This is a genomic window from Pseudomonas sp. B23(2017) (assembly GCF_002113725.1).
GTDB lineage: Bacteria > Pseudomonadota > Gammaproteobacteria > Pseudomonadales > Pseudomonadaceae > Aquipseudomonas > Aquipseudomonas putida_Z.
Genome location: NZ_NEJM01000011.1, coordinates 175587 through 197726, shown reverse-complemented (window position 1 = coordinate 197726; position 22140 = coordinate 175587). Strand labels below are relative to the sequence as shown.

Below are 22140 nucleotides of genomic sequence, written 5' to 3'. Positions count from 1 at the left end.
GTGCATCATGCTCAAGAACGGTATGCGTCCGATTCATCCCGGAGAAGTCCTGCGTGAGGACTTCCAGAAAGAAATGGGTTTCAGCGCCGCGGCACTGGCCCGGGCGCTAGGCGTTGCCACGCCAACCGTCAACAACATCCTGCGTGAACGGGGCGGTGTTTCCGCCGACATGGCGCTGCGCCTGTCCATCTGCCTGGACACCACCCCCGAGTTCTGGCTCAACCTGCAGACCGCCTTCGATCTGCGCACCGCCGAACAGCAACACGGTGATGAGATCATCGGTTCGGTACAGCGCCTGGTCGCTTGAGACATACCTTGATCAGTAAACATGGGCACCACGGGCGTGGCGCCGCGAGGATCGTTCCCGCATAATCCCGCGACTGAAATCGGAAAACGGAGAGATTGGGGCAGCCTGTGATCCCCAATGTACACAAATGACCTACACGCTCTACGGCATTAAAGCCTGTGACACCATGAAAAAGGCACGTACCTGGCTCGAAGACCAGGCCATCGCCTACGAATTCCACGACTACAAGGCCCAAGGCATCGACCGTGACAGCCTGAACCGCTGGTGCGACGAACACGGCTGGGAAGTCATCCTCAACCGTGCCGGCACCACCTTCCGCAAGCTGGACGACGCCAGCAAAGCCGACCTCGACCAGGCCAAGGCCGTCGAGCTGATGCTGGCCCAGCCGTCGATGATCAAGCGCCCGGTGCTCGACCTTGGCGCGCGTACCCTGGTCGGCTTCAAGCCCGACCTGTACGCCGCTGCCCTGGCCTGAGCCCCTACCCTATTTCGCACGAGGTAATCACATGTCCAATACCCTGTTCAGCCTGGCCTTCGGTGTCGGCTCCCAGAACCGCCAGGGCGCCTGGCTGGAAGTGTTCTACGCACAACCGCTGCTCAACCCGAGCGCCGAACTGGTCGCTGCAGTAGCCCCTGTTCTCGGTTATCAAGGTGGCAACCAGGCCATCGCCTTCAGCAACGCCCAGGCCGCGCAACTGGCCGAAGCCGTGAAAGGCGTGGATGCCGCCCAGGCCGCCCTGCTGACCCGCCTGGCCGAAAGCCACAAGCCGCTGGTTGCCACCCTGCTGGCCGAAGACGCCGCGCTGACTTCGACCCCAGAGGCCTACCTCAAGCTGCACCTGCTGTCGCACCGCCTGGTCAAGCCGCACGGCGTGAGCCTGGCCGGCATCTTCCCGCTGCTGCCGAACGTGGCCTGGACCAACCAGGGCGCGGTCGACCTGGCAGAACTCGCCGAACTGCAGCTGGAAGCGCGCCTGAAGGGCGAGCTGCTGGAAGTGTTCTCGGTGGACAAGTTCCCGAAAATGACCGACTACGTGGTCCCGGCCGGCGTGCGTATCGCCGACACCGCCCGCGTGCGCCTGGGCGCCTACATCGGCGAAGGCACCACCATCATGCACGAAGGCTTCGTCAACTTTAACGCTGGCACCGAAGGCCCGGGCATGATCGAAGGCCGCGTTTCCGCTGGCGTATTCGTCGGCAAGGGCTCGGACCTGGGCGGCGGCTGCTCGACCATGGGCACCCTGTCCGGTGGCGGCAACATCGTCATCAAGGTTGGCGAAGGCTGCCTGATCGGCGCCAACGCCGGTATCGGCATTCCGCTGGGCGACCGCAACACCGTCGAAGCCGGCCTGTACATCACCGCCGGTACCAAGGTGAACCTGCTGGACGAGAACAACCAGCTGGTCAAAGTGGTCAAGGCCCGCGACCTGGCCGGCCAGACCGACCTGCTGTTCCGCCGCAACTCGCTGAACGGCGCGGTGGAGTGCAAGACCCACAAGTCGGCCATCGAGCTGAACGAGGCGCTGCACGCGCACAACTGAGAACCCTTCAACCGCTGCCGGAGCGAGCTTGCTCGCGAACAGCGGATTCTCAGCGTTTGAAATGTTAAGATCGGGTCTGGCACCACGCCAGACCCGATTTTCATTCCAGGCCCCGCGACCATGTTTCAGCCCTCCCCCTGGCGTGCCGATTTTCCCGCCATCGCCGCCCTGCAACGGCAGCACCAGACCTACCTGGACAACGCCGCCACCACCCAGAAGCCGCAAGCCCTGCTGGATGCCCTGAGCCATTACTACGGCCATGGCGCGGCCAACGTGCACCGTGCCCAGCACTTGCCCGGCGCACTGGCGACCCAGGCCTTCGAAACCAGCCGCGACAAGGTTGCCGCCTGGCTCAATGCGGCAGACTCGCGGCAGATCATCTTCACCCACGGTGCCACTTCAGCGCTGAACCTGCTGGCCTATGGCCTGGAACACCGCTTCGAGGCCGGTGACGAAATTGCCGTCAGTGCCCTGGAGCACCATGCCAACCTGCTGCCCTGGCAACAGCTGGCGCGCCGGCGCAACCTGCGCCTGGTGGTGCTGCCGCTGGATGCCCATGGCCGCATCGACCTGGACCAGGCGCTGCAACTGATCGGCCCGCGCACCCGGGTGCTGGCGGTGAGCCAGCTGTCCAACGTACTGGGTACCTGGCAGCCGCTGCCGGCGCTGCTGGCCCATGCCCGCGCCCAAGGCGCGCTGACCGTGGTCGACGGTGCCCAGGGCGTGGTGCATGGCCGCCATGATGTGCAGCAGCTTGGCTGCGACTTCTATGTTTTCTCCAGCCACAAGCTGTACGGCCCGGAAGGCGTCGGTGTGCTGTACGGCCGCAGCCAGGCGCTGGAACTGCTGCACCACTGGCAGTTCGGTGGCGAGATGGTGCAACTGGCCGAATACCACAGCGCCAGCTTCCGTCCGGCGCCGCTGGGGTTCGAGGCAGGCACGCCGCCGATCGCCGGGGTGATCGGCCTGGGTGCAACCCTGGACTACCTGGCCAGCCTCGATGCCCAGGCGCTCGAAGCCCATGAAACCAGCCTGCACCAGTACCTGCTGCGTGGCCTGGCGGACCGCGATGGCGTGCGCATCCTGGGCACGCCACAGGCGGCCCTTGCCAGTTTCGTCATCGACGGCGTGCATAACGCCGACATCGCCCACCTGCTGACCGAGCAAGGCATTGCCGTGCGTGCCGGGCACCACTGTGCCATGCCGCTGCTGCAGGGCCTGGGCCTGGAGGGTGCGATCCGCGTGTCATTGGGGCTGTATAACGACAGCGATGACTTGCAGCGTTTCTTCGCGGCGCTGGATCAAGGCCTGGAGCTGTTGCGATGACCCTGCCGGATCAGGCGCGCCAGGCGCTGGAAGCTTTCGAGCAGGGCAAGGGCTGGGAACAGCGTGCGCGGCTGCTGATGCAGTGGGGCGACCGGCTGGAACCGCTGGCTGACAGTGAAAAGACCGAGGCCAACCGGGTGCATGGCTGCGAAAGCCTGGTATGGCTGGTGGCCGAGCAGGTCGAGGGCTTGTGGCGGTTCAAGGCCAGCAGCGATGCACGCCTGTTGCGTGGGCTGCTGGCGTTGTTGCTGGTGCGGGTGCAGGGATTGGCCAGTGAAGAACTCGCCGGGCTCGATCTGCGTGAGTGGTTCACTCAGCTGGGCCTGGAGCGCCAGCTTTCGCCGTCGCGCAGCAATGGGCTGCATGCGGTGTTGCAGCGGATGGCGGAGCTGGCGTCCAACCGTTGAATCGGTGCAGGCCTCTTCGCGGGCTCGCCCGCTCCCACAGGTATCGCGTGGCGTTTTGGCTGGCGCTGTACCTGTAGGAGCGGCCTTGTGTCGCGAGAGGGCCGCAAAGCGGCCCCATCAATCTCTGTGGTGAAACTGGGAACCTGAGGCCGCTACGCGCCCCTTTCGCGACACAAGGCCGCTCCTACAAGGACCGAGTGGGCCAGAAGCAGTTATTCAGGCTTGACCCGCTCCGAGGGCCGCCGCGCCCCCGCTACCAGTTTTTCCACCGCCTTGCTCGCCGCCACCATGCCAAAGGTCGCGGTCACCATCATCACCGCGCCAAAGCCACCCGCGCAGTCCAGCCGCACGCCCTCACCCACGAAGCTTTTCTGCAGGCAAACGCTGCCATCGCCCTTGGGGTAGCGCAACTGTTCGCTGGAGAACACGCATGGCACGCCATAGTTGCGGCTGACATTGCGCGAGAAGTTGTAGTCGCGGCGCAGGGTGGAACGCACCCGCGAGGCCAGCGGGTCGTTGAAGGTCTTGTTCAGGTCGGCGATCTGGATCTGTGTCGGGTCGATCTGCCCACCGGCACCACCCGTGGTGACGATGGCGATCTTGCGCCGCCGGCACCAGGCAATCAGCGCCGCCTTGGCCATGACGCTGTCGATGCAGTCGATCACACAGTCGAGGTTCTCGGTAATGTACTCGACCATGGTGTCGCGGGTGACGAAGTCGGCCACTGCATGCACCGTGCACGCCGGGTTGATCGCCCGCAGGCGCTCGGCCATGACCTCGACTTTGGGCCGCCCCACCTGCCCATCCAGGGCATGGGCCTGGCGGTTGGTGTTGCTGACGCACACGTCGTCGAGGTCGAACAGGGTGATCTCCCCCACGCCACTGCGGGCCAGCGCTTCCGCCGCCCACGAGCCTACCCCGCCAATACCGACCACGGCCACATGGGCCTGGCCCAGACGGTGCAACCCCTGGTCGCCATACAGCCGGGCAACGCCGGCGAAGCGTGGATCTTCTGTGCTCATGTTCATACCCCAAAAAACCGGCGCGCATTATATGCCAGCGGGCCCATGGCCTGCATCGTTAGGAAAGAGACTACCAACCCTGCTTTAATGTCCTATCACTTCGACACATATGGACGACAATGTCTTCACGTAAATTCGGCCTGAACCTGGTCGTGGTCCTGGCCATCGCCGCGTTGTTCACCGGGTTCTGGGCACTGATCAACCGCCCGGTCTCCGCCCCCGCCTGGCCAGAACAGATCTCTGGATTCTCGTATTCACCGTTCCGTCTGGGCGAAAGCCCGCAGAAGGGCCAGTACCCCAGTGACGACGAGATGCGCCAGGACCTGGAGCAGTTGAGCAAACTGACCGACAGCATCCGGATCTACACCGTGGAGGGCACCCAGGCGGATATCCCGCGCCTGGCCGAGGAATTCGGCCTGCGGGTGACGCTGGGCATCTGGATCAGCCCGGACCTGGAGCGCAACGAACGCGAAATCGCCACGGCCATCCAGCTGGCCAACACCTCGCGCAGCGTGGTGCGGGTTGTGGTCGGCAACGAGGCACTGTTCCGCGAAGAAGTCACCCCGGAAAACCTGATCAAGTACCTGGACCGGGTACGCGCAGCGGTCAAGGTGCCGGTGACCACCAGTGAGCAGTGGCACATCTGGAAGGAAAACCCGCAGCTGGCCAAGCACGTCGACCTGATTGCCGCGCACATCCTGCCGTACTGGGAGTTCGTGCCGATGAAGGATTCGGTCGAGTTCGTGCTCGACCGCGCCCGCGAACTGAAGCACCAGTTCCCGCGCAAACCCCTGCTGCTGTCGGAAGTCGGCTGGCCGAGCAACGGCCGCATGCGCGGCGGTGCCGATGCCACCCAGGCCGACCAGGCCATCTACCTGCGTACCCTGGTCAACACCCTCAACCGCCGTGGTTACAATTACTTCGTCATCGAGGCCTACGACCAGCCGTGGAAGGCCAGTGACGAAGGCTCGGTGGGCGCCTACTGGGGCGTGTACAACGCCGAACGCCAGCAAAAATTCAACTTCGACGGCCCGGTAGTGGCGATCCCGCAATGGCGCGCCCTGGCGGTGGCCTCGGTGGTGCTGGCGATGATTGCCCTGATGGTGCTGTTCATCGACGGTTCGGCCCTGCGCCAGCGCGGCCGCACCTTCCTGACCTTCATCACCTTCCTGTGCGGGTCGGTGCTGGTATGGATCGCCTACGACTACAGCCAGCAATACAGCACCTGGTTCAGCCTGACCGTGGGCGTGCTGCTGGCCCTCGGCGCGCTGGGCGTGTTCATCGTGCTGCTGACCGAGGCCCACGAACTGGCCGAGGCGGTATGGATACACAAGCGCCGGCGCGAATTCCTGCCGGTGCAGGCCGACAGCGCCTACCGGCCCAAGGTGTCGGTGCATGTGCCGTGCTACAACGAGCCGCCGGAGATGGTCAAACAGACCCTCGATGCCCTGGCCGCGCTGGACTACCCCGACTACGAAGTGCTGGTGATCGACAACAACACCAAGGACCCGGCCGTGTGGGAGCCGCTCAAGGCCCATTGCGAGAAGCTCGGCGAGCGCTTCAGGTTCTTCCACGTCGCGCCCCTGGCCGGTTTCAAGGGCGGCGCGCTGAACTACCTGATCCCGCACACCGCCAAGGACGCCGAAGTGATCGCGGTGATCGACTCGGACTACTGCGTCGACCGCAACTGGCTCAAGCACATGGTGCCGCACTTCGCCGACCCGAAGATTGCCGTGGTGCAGTCGCCGCAGGACTACCGCGACCAGCACGAAAGCGCCTTCAAGAAGCTGTGCTATAGCGAGTACAAGGGCTTCTTCCACATCGGCATGGTCACCCGCAACGACCGTGACGCGATCATCCAGCACGGCACCATGACCATGACCCGGCGCAGCGTGCTGGAAGAGCTGGGCTGGGCCGAGTGGTGCATCTGCGAGGACGCCGAACTGGGCTTGCGGGTATTCGAGAAGGGCCTGTCGGCCGCCTATGCCCACAACAGCTACGGCAAGGGCCTGATGCCCGACACCTTCATCGACTTCAAGAAGCAACGCTTCCGCTGGGCCTATGGCGCCATCCAGATCATCAAGCACCACGCCAGCGCCCTGCTGCGCGGCAAGGGCAGCGAGCTGACCCGCGGCCAGCGCTACCACTTCCTGGCCGGCTGGCTGCCGTGGATCGCCGATGGCATGAACATCTTCTTCACCATCGGCGCGCTGCTGTGGTCGGCGGCGATGATCATCGTGCCGCACCGGGTCGACCCGCCGCTGATGATCTTTGCCATTCCGCCGCTGGCACTGTTCTTCTTCAAGGTCGGCAAGATCATCTTCCTCTACCGCCGCGCGGTAGGGGTGAATCTGAAGGATGCCTTTGCTGCGGCGCTGGCCGGGCTGGCGCTGTCGCATACCATTGCCAAGGCGGTGCTGTACGGGTTCTTCACCAGCAGCATGCCGTTCTTCCGCACACCGAAGAACGCCGACAGCCACGGGCTGCTGGTGGCGATTTCCGAGGCGCGGGAAGAGCTGTTCATCATGTTGCTGCTGTGGGGCGCAGCGCTGGGCATCTACCTGGTACAGGGGCTGCCGAGCTCGGACATGCGCTTCTGGGTGGCAATGTTGCTGGTGCAGTCGTTGCCTTATGTGGCGGCGCTGGTGATGGCGTTCCTGTCTTCGCTGCCCAAGCCTGGGGAAAAGGCTGCCGAGGCGCAGCAGGCCTGAGATTGCCGGGGCTGCTTTGCAGCCCATTCGCGGGCACGCCCGCTCCCACAGGTCTGTCACCGACATTCAGAGCTGTGCAGTACCTGTGGGAGCGGGCGTGCCCGCGAATGGACCGTGCCGCCTGAAACCATTTGATATAAGATAACGCCCCTCAGATTTCCCCGCCTTGCCTTGCCCCGGAGTCCCCCATGACGGCCCCTGCCGAGCTCTCGCCTACCCTTCAACTGGCCTGCGACCTGATCCGCCGCCCCTCGGTCACCCCCGTCGACGCCGACTGCCAGGCGCAGATGATGAACCGCCTGGGCGCCGTGGGCTTTCAGCTCGAGCCGATGCGCTTCGAGGACGTCGACAACTTCTGGGCCACCCACGGCAGCCAGGATGGCCCGGTGCTGTGCTTTGCCGGCCACACCGACGTGGTACCGACCGGCCCGGTGCAGCAATGGCAGCATGAGCCGTTCGAAGCGCTGATCGACGCCGACGGCATGCTCTGCGGCCGTGGCGCCGCCGACATGAAAGGCAGCCTGGCCTCCATGGTGATTGCCAGCGAGCGCTTCGTGCAGGACTACCCGGGCCACCGCGGCAAGGTCGCCTTCCTGATCACCAGCGACGAGGAAGGCCCGGCCCACCATGGCACCAAGGCTGTGGTCGAGCGCCTGAAAGCACGCAACGAGCGCCTGGACTGGTGCATCGTCGGTGAACCCTCCAGCACCACTCTGCTGGGTGACGTGGTCAAGAACGGCCGCCGTGGCTCGCTGGGCGCCAAGCTGACCGTGCGCGGCAAGCAGGGCCATGTGGCCTACCCGCACCTCGCGCGCAATCCGATTCACCTGGCCGCACCGGCCCTGGCGGAACTGGCGGCCGAGCACTGGGACGAAGGCAATGCGTTCTTCCCGCCGACCAGCTTCCAGATCTCCAATCTCAACTCCGGCACCGGCGCCACCAACGTGGTCCCGGGCGAGCTGACCGCACTGTTCAACTTCCGCTTCTCCACCGAGTCCACCGTCGAAGGCCTGCAGGCGCGGGTGTCGGCGATCCTCGACAAGCATGAACTGGACTGGTCGATCGACTGGGCACTGTCGGGTCTGCCGTTCCTCACCGAACCGGGCGAACTGCTGAGCGCCGTCTCGGCCAGCATCAAAGGCGTCACCGGCCGCGACACCCAGCCGTCCACCAGCGGCGGTACTTCCGATGGCCGCTTCATCGCCACCATGGGCACCCAGGTGGTCGAGCTCGGCCCGGTCAACGCCACCATCCACCAGGTGGATGAGCGGATCCTGGCCAGCGACCTCGATTTGCTGACCGAAATCTATTACCAGACCCTGGTCCGGTTGCTCGCCTGATGCTCGCCTGCCCTCTTTGCCAGGCACCGCTGAGCCGGCTCGACAACGGTGTGGTGTGCCCGGCCGGCCACCGCTTCGACCGCGCCCGCCAGGGTTACCTGAACCTGCTGCCGGTGCAGCACAAGAACAGCCGCGACCCGGGTGACAACCAGGCCATGGTCGAAGCCCGCCGCGATTTCCTCGACGCCGGCCACTACGCGCCGGTGGCGCGCCGCCTGGCCGAGCTGGCCGCCGAGCGCCAGCCCGGTGCCTGGCTGGACATCGGCTGTGGCGAGGGTTACTACACCGCGCAGATCGCCCAGGCGCTGCCGGCCGCCGACGGCTACGCCCTGGACATCTCCCGTGAGGCGGTCAAGCGTGCCTGCCGCCGCGCGCCCGAGGTTACCTGGATGGTCGCCAGCATGGCCCGCGTGCCGCTGGCCGACGCCAGCTGCCAGTTCATCGCCAGCGTGTTCAGCCCGCTGGACTGGGCCGAGGCCAAGCGCCTGCTCAGCCCCGGCGGCGGCCTGATGCGGGTCGGCCCCACCAGCGGCCACCTGATGGAGCTGCGCGAAGTGCTCTACGATGAAGTACGCCCGTACGCCGACGACAAACACCTGGCCCTGGTCCCCGAAGGCATGGCCCATGCCCACAGCGAAACCCTGGAGTTCCGCCTGAGCCTGGCCGCGCCCAAGGCCCGCGCCGACCTGCTGGCCATGACCCCGCACGGCTGGCGCGCCAGTGCCGAGAAGCGTGCCCGGGTGATCGACCAGCCCGAGCCGTTCGAGGTCACGGTTTCCATGCGTTATGACTATTTCGTGCGCCAAGACTGAGCACACCCGGAGCCCTTATGCGCCAACCTGATATCGAGATCTACCTGAAGGACGCCGACGTCGACCACAAGCAGATTGCCGAGTGGCTCGCCCAGGCAATCGGCCCATGCAGCGAATGGAAGCAGAAAGGCCATACCTTCAAATGCCAGGCCGGTAACATTCCGGTCACCTGGTTACCCAAGGCTGTAGGGAAATGGAACAGCCTGTACCTGGAAAGCGACCAGACGCCGTGGGCCGATGACGTTGCCTGCGCCCGCGCCGCATTTGCCGCACTGGGCGTGGAAGTGCGCTGCGCGCCGGGTGGCTGGGTGGAGGAAGATGGGGAAGAAGATGCCGACCGCTGGGTCCGCATCAGCGCCGACGGTGAAGAGGAAATCACCTGGCGCACCGGAGGTTGATTCCTGTAGGAGCGGCCTTGTGTCGCGAAGGGCCGCAAAGCGGCCCCCTGACAATGGCGGCACGGCACCTGTTGTCGGGGCCGCTACGCAGCCCTTTCGCGACACAAGGCCGCTCCTACACAGGCCGCGTCAGCCGGCCATTACAGCAGAGGCTCAGAGGCCTACCACGTCCTCGGCTTGCAGGCCTTTCTGGCCCTGCACGCAGGCGTATTCCACCCGCTGTCCTTCGACCAGGGTACGATGCCCCTCACCGCGGATCGCCCGATAGTGGACGAATACATCCGCACCACCTTCGCGCTGAATGAAGCCATAACCCTTGGCATCGTTGAACCACTTTACATTCCCAGTCTCACGAGACGACATCTGAACTACTCCGGATTTTTATTGTGAAGATCGCCTTGCAGACACAGAGTCCCTCCCTGTGTCGACGCCGCTTGCGCAAATATCTTGCAAGTGGCAGGCCGAGTATATGACACAGAACAAAAAAATTTGATGACCGTCGCGCCGTTCGGCGATTTTTGCTGAACTTGCGCGGATACGGCAGACTAATTGGCTGGATACCCACCTGAAAATCACACCCAGGGCACACACCCCATGACCCGTTCCCCCCTGCGCCGCCTGATCTTCGGCGCCCTGCGTCGCCTGTTGTACCTGTGGGTGCGCTCCGAGACCATCAACCAGTCCTCCCTAACCCTCAAGCTCGACCGCAGCCGCCCGGTGTTCTATGCCCTGCCCTCGCCCGCGCTCACCGACCTGGCCGTGCTCGACCATGAATGCACCAAGGCAAGCCTGCCGCGCCCGGTGCTGCCGGTGGCGGTTGGCCCGCTGCAAGAGCCGGCGGCGTTCTTCTACCTGACCCCGGACCCGGACTGGCTCGGCCGCCATGACAAGCGCGGCGCCCCGCCTACCCTGGAGCGCCTGGTCGCCGCCGTCAGCCAGCACGCCGAAGAGGATGCGCAGATCATTCCGGTCAGTGTGTTCTGGGGCCAGACCCCGGCGAGTGAATCCAGCCCGTGGAAGTTGCTGTTCGCCGACAGCTGGGCGGTTACCGGGCGCCTGCGCCGGCTGCTGACCGTGCTGATCCTCGGGCGCAAGACCCGGGTGCAGTTCTCCGCGCCCATCCACCTGCGCGAACTGGTACAGCACAACAAGGGCCACGAGCGCACCGTGCGCATGGCCCAGCGCCTGATGCGCGTGCACTTTCGCAACCTCAAGACCGCCGTCATCGGCCCGGACATCTCGCACCGGCGCAACCTGGTCAAGGGCCTGATCCACGCGCCCCAGGTGCGCCAGGCCATCGTCGATGAGGCGCAGCGCGAAAACCTGCCGCTGGCCAAGGCCGAAGCCCAGGCTCTGCGCTATGGCAACGAAATCGCCTCGGACTACACCTACACCGCCATCCGCTTCCTCGAAGTGGTGCTGAGCTGGTTCTGGAACAAGATCTACGACGGCATCAAGGTCAACCACATCGAGCAGGTGCAAGGCATCGCCCCCGGCCACGAAGTGATCTATGTGCCGTGCCACCGCAGCCATATCGACTACCTGCTGCTGTCGTACCTGCTGTTCCGCAACGGCCTGACACCGCCGCACGTGGCCGCGGGCATCAACCTCAACATGCCGCTGGTGGGTAACCTGCTGCGCCGTGGCGGTGCCTTCTTCATGCGCCGCACGTTCAAGGGCAACCCGCTGTACACCGCGGTGTTCAACGAGTACCTGCACACCCTGTACACCAAGGGCTTCCCGGTCGAGTACTTCGTCGAAGGCGGCCGCTCGCGCACCGGGCGCATGCTGCAGCCGCGCACCGGGATGCTGGCCATCACCCTGCGCAGCTTCCTGCGTTCGTCGCGCACGCCGATCGTGTTCGTGCCGGTGTACATCGGCTACGAGCGCGTGCTCGAAGGCCGCACCTACCTGGGCGAGCTGCGCGGTGCCAGCAAGAAGAAAGAGTCGATCTTCGATATCTTCAAGGTGTTCGGCGCGCTCAAGCAGCGCTTTGGCCAGGTATACGTGAACTTCGGCGAGCCGATCCGCCTGGCCGGCTTCCTCGACCAGCAACAGCCCGGCTGGCGTGAACAGGACCACGGCCCGCAGTACCGCCCGGCCTGGCTCAACGCCACCACCACCCGCCTGGGCGAAACCGTGGCCCGCCACCTCAACGAGGCGGCCGCGATCAACCCGGTCAACCTGGTAGCCCTGGCGCTGCTGTCCACCAGCCGCCTGGCCCTGGACGAGCGCGCCCTGACCCGCGTGCTCGACCTGTACCTGGCCTTGCTGCGCCAGGTGCCCTACTCACCGCACACCACCCTGCCCGACGGCGACGGCCAAGCGCTGATCGAACACGTGCGCGGCATGAACCTGGTGGCCGAGCAGAAGGACGCCCTGGGCCGCATCCTGTATCTGGATGAAGGCAACGCGGTACTGATGACCTATTACCGCAACAACGTGCTGCACATCTTCGCCCTGCCAGCGCTGCTGGCCAGCTTCTTCCTCAGCAGTTCGCGCATGAGCCGCGAACTGCTGGGCCAGTATGTGCACGCGCTGTACCCCTACCTGCAGGCCGAACTGTTCCTGCGCTGGACGCCGGAGCAACTGGATGCGGTGATCGACCAGTGGCTGACCGCACTGGTCGAGCAAGGGCTGCTGCGCCAGGACAACGACACCTACATTCGCCCGGCACCCAGCTCGCGGCAGTTCGTGTTGCTGACCCTGCTCGCCCGCACCATCACCCAGACCCTGCAGCGCTTCTACATGGCCACCTCGCTGCTGCTGAACAGCGGGCAGAACAGCCTCAGCGCCGAAGAACTGGAAGACCTGTGCGTGATGATGGCCCAGCGCCTGTCGATCCTGCACGGCCTGAACGCCCCGGAGTTCTTCGACAAGACCTTGTTCCGCCACTTCATCCAGACCCTGCTCGAGCAAGGCGTGCTGCATGCAGATGCCCAGGGCAAGCTGGGTTATCACGACAAGCTCGGCGAGCTGGCCGAAGGCGTGGCCAAGCGCGTGCTGTCGGCGGAACTGCGCCTGTCGATCCGCCAGGTGGCATTGCACCAAGATGAGCCTGTGGAGATTATGCAAAGGTAGTTTTTCAGGGTGCTCTCGGCCCTTGGGAGGGATCAGGATCACGGCGCTACTCCAAGCCCATCCCTCTCAAGGAGCACCAACATGACTCAAATGAAGACACTGGACGTTGAAATCGTTTCCTCAGGCGATAACACGCTCGCACCGTCCGGCCTGGTTGAATTGAAGCTGATCGATATTTCGAAGGCAGATGCACGCTCCATCAGCCTTGCCGAGTTGCGTCTGCGCTGTGGCGGCCTGATGCCGATCAATCTGCCGCTGACGTTTGATACCAGCCTTATCGACCCACGCCGCAGCTATGCCCTCGCCGCGCGCATCGAGATAAACGGCCAGCTGCGCTACATCAACACCAGCCGTCACTCGATAGAACCAGCCACGGTATCGGGTATACAACGGGTAACTGTCGACCCGGTTGCCACCTGAAACGCTCTCCTGTCGGTGCCGCCCTGTGGACTACACAGGGCGGCCTCGCCGTTTCAAGCGTTGCCAACTGGATGCAATCAGCCTGCGACCGCCGCGCCGCAGCTGAATATTAGGCTTCGCCTTGCTCTCCCACTCTTTGTCGCATCTTCATCAAGGACCCACCAGAAGAAATCCGCTAAAGTCCTTGGGTTGGCCACAAGCCAACGCCAAGGACTTCGGAGATACCATGAAAAAGCTCTTTATGCTGTGTTGCGCATCCTTGCTCGCAGCCTGTTCCAGCCACACCCCGTCCAACCAGGCCAGCCTGGATGGCGAAGTCTTCTACCTGCAGCGCAGCGCCCTGCCACCTGCCGCCACCCTCAGCGTGGAACTGCAGGACGTCTCGCTGATGGACGCCCCGGCGGTGACCCTGGCCCGCCAGGCCGGCCCGGTCAAAGGCAACGTACCGCTGCCGTTTCACCTCACCTACGACCCGGCCCAGGTCAAGCCCGGCCACCGCTATGCGGTAAGCGCGCGCATCGAGCTGGACGGCAAGCTGCTGTTCATCAACACCGAACACCACGGCGTCATGCTCGACGGCAGTGACCCACAGCCCGTGCGGATCAAGGTCGATCCGGTTCGCTGATACCCGTATTCATCTGTCTACAAGGAAAGCTTCATGATCCGCACTTCCCTGCGTTTCACCACCCTGTGCGCCGGCCTGCTGCTCTCGGCCAGTGCCCTGGCCCTGTCGCTGGGCGACCTGTCCCAGAAAGACGCCACCGGCGGCCTGAAGGATGCCCTGACCCAAGGCGCACAACTGGCCGTCAAGCAGCTGAGCACCCCGGGCGGCTTCAGCAACAACCCGGACGTGCGCATCGAACTGCCAGGCAACCTGGGCAAGGCCGCCAAGGCGATGAAGATGTTCGGCAAGGGTGAACAGGTCGAAGCCCTGGAAACCAGCATGAACAAGGCCGCCGAGGCTGCCGTGCCGCAGGCCCAGGCGATTCTGGTAGATGCCGTGAAGAACATGAGCGTGACCGATGCCAAGGGCATCCTCGGCGGCGGTGACGACTCGGCTACCCAGTACCTGAACAAGAGCAGCCGCGAGCAGATCCGCGCCAAGTTCCTGCCGATCGTCAAGCAGGCTACCGACAAGGTTGGCCTGGCTCAGCAGTACAACAACTTTGCCGGGCAGGCCGTGGCGTTGGGTGTGGTCGATGCCAAGAGCGCCAGCATCGAGAACTACGTGACTGAAAAGGCACTGGATGGCCTGTTCGAGATGATCGGAAAGCAGGAGCAGAGCATTCGTCAGAATCCGGCTGAAGCAGCTACCAGCCTGGCCAAGAAGGTCTTCGGCGCCCTGTGATGGCCCTGGGGGCTGCTTTGCAGCCCATCGCCGGCAAGCCAGCTCCCACAGAGATAGCGCATGGCTTGAGGACAATGCGGTCGAGGTGGGAGCGGCTTTAGCCGCGAAGAATCCAACGCGGTGTATGGCACCGGCTGCGCCGGTGTTCGCGGCTAAAGCCGCTCCCACAGTGTCCCTGCTAATGAGTTATGTGCAGTTCTGTGGGAGCTGGCTTGCCGGCGATTCGAGGGCGAAGCCCTCCCCTGCGACGTTCAGCCCTTCTTCACCCTGAACCAAGCCGCATACAACGCCGGCAAGAACAGCAGGGTCAGCACCGTGGCCACGATCAACCCGCCCATGATCGCCACCGCCATCGGCCCGTAGAACACACTGCGCGACAACGGAATCATCGCCAGCACCGCTGCCAGTGCAGTCAGCACGATCGGGCGGAAGCGCCGCACCGTGGCTTCGATGATCGCCTGCCAGCGCTCCAGCCCCGCCGCGATGTCCTGCTCGATCTGGTCCACCAGGATCACCGAGTTGCGCATGATCATCCCCGCCAGGGCAATGGTGCCGAGCATGGCGACAAAGCCGAACGGCTGGCGGAACACCAGCAGGAACAGGGTCACGCCAATCAGCCCCAGCGGCGCGGTGAGGAACACCATCACCGTGCGCGAGAAGCTGCGCAGCTGGATCATCAGCAAGCTCAGCACCACCACCACGAACAGCGGCATGCCGGCATTCACCGACTTCTGCCCGCGCTCTGAGTCCTCCACCGTGCCGCCCACCTCCAACAAATAGCCATCCGGCAGCTTGGCGCGGATGTCATGCAGGGTCGGTTCTATCTGCTTCACCAGCGTCGCCGGCTGCTCCTTGTCGTAGATATCGGCGCGCACGGTCACCGTCGGCAAGCGGTTACGGTGCCAGATGATGCCTTCCTCGAAGCCGTACTCCAGAGTCGCAACCTGCGACAGCGCCACGCTCTGGCCATTGTCGGTCGGCAATGCCAGGCTGCCGAGGTTGCCCAGCTCGTTGCGTTCCTGGCGGGTGCCGCGCAGCAGGATCTCGATCAGCTCGTTGTCCTCGCGGTACTGGCTGACCGTGGTGCCGGTCAGCGAGCTTTGCAGGAAGCTCGACAGGTGCGCGGTGCTCACGCCCAGGGCGCGGGCGCGGTCCTGGTCGATCTCGAGGAACACCGCCTTGCTTGGCTCTTCCCAGTCCAGGTGAACGTTCACCACATGCGGGTTCTGGCGCACCTTGTCGGCCACCTCGCGGGCCAGCGCACGGGCCTTCTCGATGTGCTCGCCAGTCACCCGGAACTGCACCGGGTAACCCACGGGCGGGCCGTTTTCCAGGCGGGTGACCCGGGCACGCAGGTCGGGGAACTGCTGGTCCACGGTGCTGATCAGCCAGCTGCGCAGGCGCTCGCGGTCTTCCATCGACTTGGCCAGTACCACGAACTGGGCGAAGCTGGCCGCCGGCAGCTGCTGGTCCAGCGGCAGGTAGAAACGCGGCGAACCGGTGCCCACATAGGCCACGTAGTTGTCGATACCCTCCTGCTGCTTGAGCAACGCCTCCAGTTGCTTGACCCGCTCGGCGGTGTTGGCCAGCGAGGCACCCTCGGCCAGTTTCAGGTCGACCATCAACTCCGGGCGCCCGGAGGCCGGGAAGAACTGCTGGGGCACGAAGCGGAACAGCAGGATACTGCCGACAAAGGCGGCAATGGTCAGCAGGATCACCGTCTTGCGCCGCCGCACGCACCACTCCACCACACGCCGTACACGCTGGTAGAACGGTGTGGCGTAAGGGTCTGGCGCGTGGCCGTCCTTGCCATGGCGCGCGGCATGCAGCCTGGCCAGGTCCGGCAGCAGGCGCTCGCCCAGGTATGGCACGAATACCACGGCGGCCACCCAGGAGGTCAGCAAGGCGATGGTCACCACCTGGAAGATCGAACGGGTGTATTCGCCCGTACTGGAGGCTGCCGTGGCAATGGGCAGGAAGCCCGCCGCCGTGATCAGGGTACCGGTGAGCATCGGGAAGGCGGTGCTGCTCCAGGCGTAGCTGGCCGCCTTGAGGCGGTCGTAGCCCTGCTCCATCTTGATCGCCATCATTTCCACGGCAATGATCGCATCATCGACCAACAAGCCCAAGGCCAGCACCAGCGCGCCAAGGGAGATCTTGTGCAGGCCGATGCCGAAGTAGTGCATGGCGGCGAAGGTCATGGCCAGCACCAGCGGGATGGCCAGCGCCACCACCAGCCCCGTGCGCAGGCCCAGCGAGAAGAAGCTCACCAGCAGCACGATGACCAGCGCCTCGACCAGCACCTGGACAAACTCGCCCACGCCAGCCTTGACCGCCGCCGGCTGGTCCGAGACCTTGCGCAGCTCCATGCCGGCCGGCAGGCTGCGCGCCAGGCGTTCGAACTCGCTTTCCAATGCCTTGCCCAGCACCAGGATGTCGCCGCCGTCCTTCATCGACACCGCCAGGCCAATGGCATCCTCGCCCATGAAGCGCATGCGCGGTGCGGGCGGGTCGTTGAAGCCGCGGTGCACCTCGGCCACATCGCCGATACGGAAGGTGCGGTCACCCACGCGGATGGGGAACTGGCGAATCTGCTCGACGCTGTCGAAGCGCCCGCTCACCCGCAGTTGCAGGCGCTCGCTGGGCGTTTCGAAGAAGCCGGCGGTGCTGACCGCATTCTGCTCCTGCAGGGCCTGCTGCACGGCCTCCAGCGGCACGCCGAGGGTGGCCAGCTTGAGGTTGGACAGCTCGATCCAGATTTTCTCGTCCTGCAGGCCGATCAGCTCGACCTTGCCCACGTCCTTGACCCGCTGCAACTGGATCTGGATACGGTCGGCATAGTCCTTGAGCACCGCGTAATCGAAGCCCTCCCCCGTCAGTGCATAGATATTGCCGAAGGTGGTGCCGAACTCGTCATTGAAGAACGGGCCCTGGATTTCCGGCGGCAAGGTGTGGCGGATGTCCGCGACCTTCTTGCGGATCTGGTACCACAGCTCGGGGATGTCCTTGGAATGCAGCGAGTCGCGGGCCATGAAGGTGACCTGCGATTCGCCCGGGCGGGAGAACGACACGATCCGCTCGTACTCGCCGGTTTCCATCAGCTTCTTCTCGATGCGCTCGGTGACCTGGCGCGACACTTCCTCGGCAGTGGCACCGGGCCACAGGGTACGGATGACCATGGCCTTGAAAGTGAACGGCGGGTCCTCGCTCTGGCCGAGCTTGGTGTAGGACATGGCACCAATGGCCGCCAGCAGGATCATCAGGAACAGGACGATCTGGCGGTTGCGCAGCGCCCAGGCAGAAAGGTTGAAACCCATCGGGACTTACTCCTTGGCCGTCAGGTTCACTACGCGGTTGGTACGGTCCACGGGGCGTATTTCCTGGCCCTCGCGCAATACATGGCCACCCGCAGCGACAACCCAGTCGCCGGGGGCGAGGCCTTCGAGCACGGGCACGCTGTCGGCGCCGTAGGGCCCCAGGCGCACCACTGCTCGCTCCAGGCGGCTGTCCTTGTTGACCCGCCAGACGTAGGCCTGGCCGTTTTCCGCAGTGACTGCCGACAGCGGCACCGCCAGCGGGACCAGCCCTTCGTGGGCGATGAACACCCGGGCGCTCTGGCCCAGCTCCGCCGGCGTGGCGGCCGTGGTAAAGGCGATGCGGGCAGCAAAGGTGCGCGAACGCGGGTCGGCGGCCGGTGACAACTCGCGGATACGCCCCTGGAAGCGCTCTTGCGGGTGCGACCACAACTCCACGCTCACCGGCTGGCCCACGGCGAAGCGGGCGAACTGCTGCTCCGGCAGGCCGATGGCCACTTCCCGCTCGCCATCGGCGGCCAGGGTGAACACGGTCTGCCCTGCGGCGACCACCTGGCCCACTTCCACCTGGCGCTTGGCGATCACCCCGGCCTGGGGTGCGCGCAGCACAGCATATTCAGCCTGGTTGCCAGCCACGTCGAACTCGGCCTTGGCCTGTTTCAGCCGGGCCAGGCCGGCGCGGTAGAGGTTTTCGGCATTATCGAACTGGGAATGGCTGACCATCTGCCGGTCCAGCAGCTTCTGGTAGCGATCGCGCTCGGCGCGCACCAGCGACAGGTTGGCCTCGGCGGCCGCCAGCTGGGCACGGTTGGCTTCCAGTTGCAGGCGCACATCCTGCGGGTCCAGCTCGGCCAGCGGCTGGTCGGCCTTGACCCGCTGCCCTTCCTCGACCAGGCGTTTGCTGACCTTGCCGCCAATGCGGAAAGCCAGTTCCGGCTCGAAGCGCGCCCGCACTTCGCCGGGGTAACTGTCGGCAGCGGCTTCGGCCGGCTGCGGCTGCACCACCAGCGCCGGGCGCGGCGCTGCAGGTGGGGCGGCTTCCTGGCCGCACGCCGCCAGCAACAGCACGGCAGCGGCGGACAGAACGATGGACAAGGCATGGCGCAACATGATGAATCCTTTCGCGGAGGGCACATTCAATATTTGTACTGGAGAGTATATTAAGTCAGGCAACGGATGCCGGGAAGAGGCTGCAGCCGAATACGACAGGCGCGCGTTGAACGGCAGGGGACCGTGCGTCTTCGGCCTCCCGGCGCCAGTGCCATGTAGTCCGATACTCCCACCCCGCCTGGGAGTATCAGCCGATGCGCGGCTCATGGCGCTTCGCCATAGTTGAGGCCTGTAACTGGGGCCTGCGATCTGGCCTCGACAACCGGCAGTGCCTGGGAGAGAGCCATGACTATTCGCAAGAAGAACGCCTCGCCAACGGACAAACACAGCAGCCCCTCCGGCGACGACCTACCCCCCATCTCCTCACCAACCGTTACCACCGACCTGAGCGACTATAGCCCTGGCAGCACTGCCACCATCACGGCCAGCGGATTCGCAGCGGGCAGCACGGTCGCATTCGAGGTGGACCATGTCACGGACGCCGGTGCGGACAAGCTGTGGGGCACCCCCGACGATGTACTCGCCACCAGCTCCGGCGAAGGTCACACCCCCTGGTACGTGACCGACGGCGGCGCTGACGATCTCGACGGCCAGGTCAACGGCAGCATCACCACCTCGTGGTACGTCAACCCCGACGACTCGGCGGGCGCCACCTTCCTGCTCAGCGCGACCGCCGCGGGTGCCGACCAAGTGTTAGGCAGTGCTGACGACGTGATGGCCACGGCCTCGTTCACAGACAGCGCGCCGATCATCACCGCGACCGGTGTGAGCGTGACGCTGGACGAAACGGCCGCGTTGCAGAACGGCACAGCCACACCAACCCCGGCCTCGGATGCCGACGACAATGACATCCTGGTGGCGTCCCTGCCCTCCGCCTTCTCGACCCGCTTGACCACACTGGGGGCCGGTACCCCGGCAGGTGCCGCCTTGAGCGGCTATACCGGCGCCGTCGGCAACACCGGGAGCAATGCGTTCAGCATCACCCCGGTACCGGGAGGCAGCATCACCGACATCAGCTTCACCGACAGCGTTGGCGCGCCTCTCAATGGCTTGGACAGCGGGCTGGATACCCTCAATGGCGTCGACATCCTGCTCTACACCGATACCAACAACAACATCGTGCTGGGCCGCGCTGGCGGGCCGACAGGCGCGATCATCTTCGCGGGCTATATCGAAGAAACCGGATCGCCCGTCAGCGGCGGCAAGATCTGGACGGTGGAATACCAGCCGCTGAAGCACCCGAACACGGGCAACCCTGACGATGCGGTCAATCTGCTGAACAAGGTGTTCATCGGCACCAGCCAGGATTTGGCATTCAGCCTGGCCAACGCTCCCTCTGGCCAGAACCTGTTCCTTATGTTCACCACCGCGAACCCGACCGTCGTCAATGATGGCGGCGTCCTGCGCATCACCGACCCGACGATCATCGCCACCGGCAAGGACCCGGCCGACCAGTCGAGCGGTGCCAACATCACCACGGGCGATACGATCAATACCAGTCAGGCGGGCGGCCCGACCACCTTCGGCACCAACAACCAGATGATCGTGGAACAGGAAGGTGTCCGTTTTACCTTCGTCACCGGCGCCCGGCAGAATGTGACCATTCCCAACCTGGACCAGAACGAAGCGGATATCGAAGCTAACGTCGACTTCACCGCCGTGTTCAATGCAAGGTCGGCCACGTTCGATGTCGTGCAGTTGCAAAGCGGCAAGAGCGCCGTGGTCAGGCTCAGCGCCTTCAGCACCGCCGCTGAACCTGGCGTGAATTTCGTCAATGGCTACGCCAACGATGCGTCGGTGGCGATCACCAACGTTCGCGTCATCAATATCGCCACTGGCCAGGTGATCGAGAACTCAAACGGGTCGGTGAATGACCCGAGCATCGTCATCAGCTTTGCTTCCGGCGTCGCCACCCTCACCGGCATCAAAGCCGGCCAGAAGATCGAGTACACCACCACACAGGATCACAACCGCGTACTCGTCGAGAATGGGGCCGCCGTCGACGCCAAAGGCAATGAACATGCCGACTTCGATATCGGCGGTTTCATGCTACGCCAGGTTTCTACCGCAACCGCCGAAATCGGCTCCAAGATGAGCTTCGAGGACGACGGCCCCAGTATCAGCACCACGGGTACGGAACCGGTCCTGACTGTCGATGAAACGGACCTGACGACCAATGCCACGCAAAGCTTCGCCGCCAACTTCACCTCGGCCTTCGGCGCCGATGGCGCCGGTACGCTCACCTACGCCCTGGGCGTGGTGGCGGGTGCCTCCGGCCTGACCGACACGGGTACCGGCGAGGCGGTCAACCTGTCACTCAACGGCACCGTGGTGGAAGGCCGCACGGCCACTACCAACCTCCTGGTGTTCACCGTCAGCGTCGCCAGCAACGGTTCCGTTACCCTCGACCAGCTCCGCGCCATCGTGCATCCCGACACCAACAACCCCGATGACTCGAAGACCCTGACCTCCGACAACCTGGTGACCTTGACCGCGACCAAGACCGACAAGGACGGCGACAGCGCCCAGGCCATCCTGAACATCGGGCAGAACCTGGTGTTCAAGGATGACGGCCCAAGCATCAGCACCACCGGCACGGAACCGGTCCTGACCGTCGATGAAACGGACCTGACAACCGACGCCACGCAAAGCTTCGCCGCCAACTTCACCTCGGCCTTCGGCGCCGATGGTGCCGGTACGCTCACCTACGCCCTGGGCGTGGTGGTAGGCGCTTCCGGCCTGACCGACACGGCCACCGGCGAGGCGGTCAACCTGTCGCTCAACGGCACCGTGGTGGAAGGCCGCACGGCCACCACCAACCTTCTGGTGTTCACCGTCAGCGTCGCCAGCAACGGTTCCGTTACCCTCGACCAGCTCCGCGCCATTGTGCATCCCGACACCAACAACCCCGATGACTCGAAGACCCTGACCTCCGACAACCTGGTGACCTTGACCGCGACCAAGACCGACAAGGACGGCGACAGCGCCCAGGCCATCCTNAAC

Annotated in this window: 18 protein-coding genes; 14 read left to right on the top strand and 4 right to left on the bottom strand. The window is 64.7% G+C overall.

Going from position 1 to position 22140, the window contains the following annotated elements; genetic code table 11:
• Positions 1-7: 7 nt before the first annotated feature.
• The 5 genes from graA (at position 8) to CAG46_RS18530 (ending at position 3581) form a co-directional block, all read left to right on the top strand.
• Positions 8-307: a type II toxin-antitoxin system antitoxin GraA gene (graA, locus tag CAG46_RS18550; RefSeq protein ID WP_004375387.1), complete on the top strand. Its 300-nt coding sequence runs from the start codon at positions 8-10 to the stop codon at positions 305-307.
• Between the two features lie 127 nt (positions 308-434).
• Positions 435-782, top strand: coding sequence for an ArsC family reductase (locus tag CAG46_RS18545; RefSeq protein ID WP_025337970.1), 348 nt, complete (start codon positions 435-437; stop codon positions 780-782).
• A 31-nt stretch (positions 783-813) separates the two neighbouring features.
• Positions 814-1848 carry a 2,3,4,5-tetrahydropyridine-2,6-dicarboxylate N-succinyltransferase gene (gene dapD, locus CAG46_RS18540; protein ID WP_025337969.1) on the top strand — a complete coding sequence of 345 codons (1035 nt, stop codon included), beginning with the start codon at positions 814-816 and terminating at the stop codon, positions 1846-1848.
• Between the two features lie 120 nt (positions 1849-1968).
• On the top strand, positions 1969-3174 hold the full coding sequence (locus tag CAG46_RS18535) for a cysteine desulfurase (protein ID WP_085587670.1): 1206 nt from the start codon (positions 1969-1971) through the stop codon (positions 3172-3174).
• Positions 3171-3581, top strand: coding sequence for a SufE family protein (locus CAG46_RS18530; RefSeq protein WP_085618290.1), 411 nt, complete (start codon positions 3171-3173; stop codon positions 3579-3581). Before CAG46_RS18535 ends, CAG46_RS18530 begins: the two co-directional genes overlap by 4 nt.
• Positions 3582-3793: 212 nt before the next feature.
• Here the strand turns inward: CAG46_RS18530 and tcdA are convergent, their stop codons facing one another.
• Complete coding sequence (tcdA, locus tag CAG46_RS18525; RefSeq protein WP_167506581.1) at positions 3794-4603, bottom strand: tRNA cyclic N6-threonylcarbamoyladenosine(37) synthase TcdA; 810 nt, start codon at positions 4601-4603, stop codon at positions 3794-3796.
• A gap of 119 nt (positions 4604-4722) precedes the next feature.
• On the opposite strand from tcdA, the gene CAG46_RS18520 reads away from it, so the two are divergent.
• The 4 genes from CAG46_RS18520 to CAG46_RS18505 all read left to right on the top strand — a co-directional run bounded on the left by CAG46_RS18520 (position 4723) and on the right by CAG46_RS18505 (position 9864).
• The gene (locus CAG46_RS18520; protein ID WP_013971241.1) at positions 4723-7314 is read left to right on the top strand and encodes a glycosyltransferase; all 2592 of its coding nucleotides are present in this window, start codon (positions 4723-4725) and stop codon (positions 7312-7314) included.
• 188 nt (positions 7315-7502) lie between these two features.
• A complete protein-coding gene (gene dapE / locus CAG46_RS18515) occupies positions 7503-8654 on the top strand; it encodes a succinyl-diaminopimelate desuccinylase (protein ID WP_085618288.1) in 1152 nt (383 codons plus the stop codon).
• A complete protein-coding gene (locus CAG46_RS18510; protein ID WP_025337963.1) occupies positions 8654-9466 on the top strand; it encodes a putative RNA methyltransferase in 813 nt (270 codons plus the stop codon). The genes dapE and CAG46_RS18510 overlap by 1 nt, the downstream gene beginning before the upstream one ends.
• A gap of 17 nt (positions 9467-9483) precedes the next feature.
• A complete protein-coding gene (locus CAG46_RS18505) occupies positions 9484-9864 on the top strand; it encodes a hypothetical protein (protein ID WP_039614802.1) in 381 nt (126 codons plus the stop codon).
• 153 nt (positions 9865-10017) lie between these two features.
• On the opposite strand, the gene CAG46_RS18500 is transcribed toward CAG46_RS18505, so the two are convergent.
• Complete coding sequence (locus CAG46_RS18500) at positions 10018-10227, bottom strand: cold-shock protein (protein WP_003252255.1); 210 nt, start codon at positions 10225-10227, stop codon at positions 10018-10020.
• Between the two features lie 231 nt (positions 10228-10458).
• On the opposite strand from CAG46_RS18500, the gene plsB reads away from it, so the two are divergent.
• The 4 genes from plsB (at position 10459) to CAG46_RS18480 (ending at position 14713) form a co-directional block, all read left to right on the top strand.
• Positions 10459-12945, top strand: a complete 2487-nt coding sequence (gene plsB / locus CAG46_RS18495) for a glycerol-3-phosphate 1-O-acyltransferase PlsB (RefSeq protein ID WP_085618286.1) — start codon at positions 10459-10461, stop codon at positions 12943-12945.
• An 81-nt stretch (positions 12946-13026) separates the two neighbouring features.
• On the top strand, positions 13027-13365 hold the full coding sequence (locus CAG46_RS18490) for a YbaY family lipoprotein (RefSeq protein WP_085618283.1): 339 nt from the start codon (positions 13027-13029) through the stop codon (positions 13363-13365).
• Positions 13366-13591: 226 nt separating this feature from the next.
• On the top strand, positions 13592-13990 hold the full coding sequence (locus CAG46_RS18485) for a YbaY family lipoprotein (RefSeq protein WP_046616128.1): 399 nt from the start codon (positions 13592-13594) through the stop codon (positions 13988-13990).
• Positions 13991-14023: 33 nt separating this feature from the next.
• The gene (locus tag CAG46_RS18480) at positions 14024-14713 is read left to right on the top strand and encodes a DUF4197 domain-containing protein (RefSeq protein ID WP_085618281.1); all 690 of its coding nucleotides are present in this window, start codon (positions 14024-14026) and stop codon (positions 14711-14713) included.
• A 251-nt stretch (positions 14714-14964) separates the two neighbouring features.
• Here the strand turns inward: CAG46_RS18480 and CAG46_RS18475 are convergent, their stop codons facing one another.
• Positions 14965-18030 (bottom strand): efflux RND transporter permease subunit, encoded by a 3066-nt coding sequence (locus CAG46_RS18475; protein ID WP_075043970.1) that lies wholly within the window; start codon positions 18028-18030, stop codon positions 14965-14967.
• A 6-nt stretch (positions 18031-18036) separates the two neighbouring features.
• Complete coding sequence (locus CAG46_RS18470; RefSeq protein WP_085618279.1) at positions 18037-19137, bottom strand: efflux RND transporter periplasmic adaptor subunit; 1101 nt, start codon at positions 19135-19137, stop codon at positions 18037-18039.
• A 714-nt stretch (positions 19138-19851) separates the two neighbouring features.
• Here CAG46_RS18470 and CAG46_RS18465 point away from each other — a divergent pair.
• Positions 19852-22140, top strand: a 2289-nt coding sequence (locus CAG46_RS18465; RefSeq protein WP_256575100.1) for a DUF5801 repeats-in-toxin domain-containing protein, incomplete at its 3' end; no start/stop codon positions are given.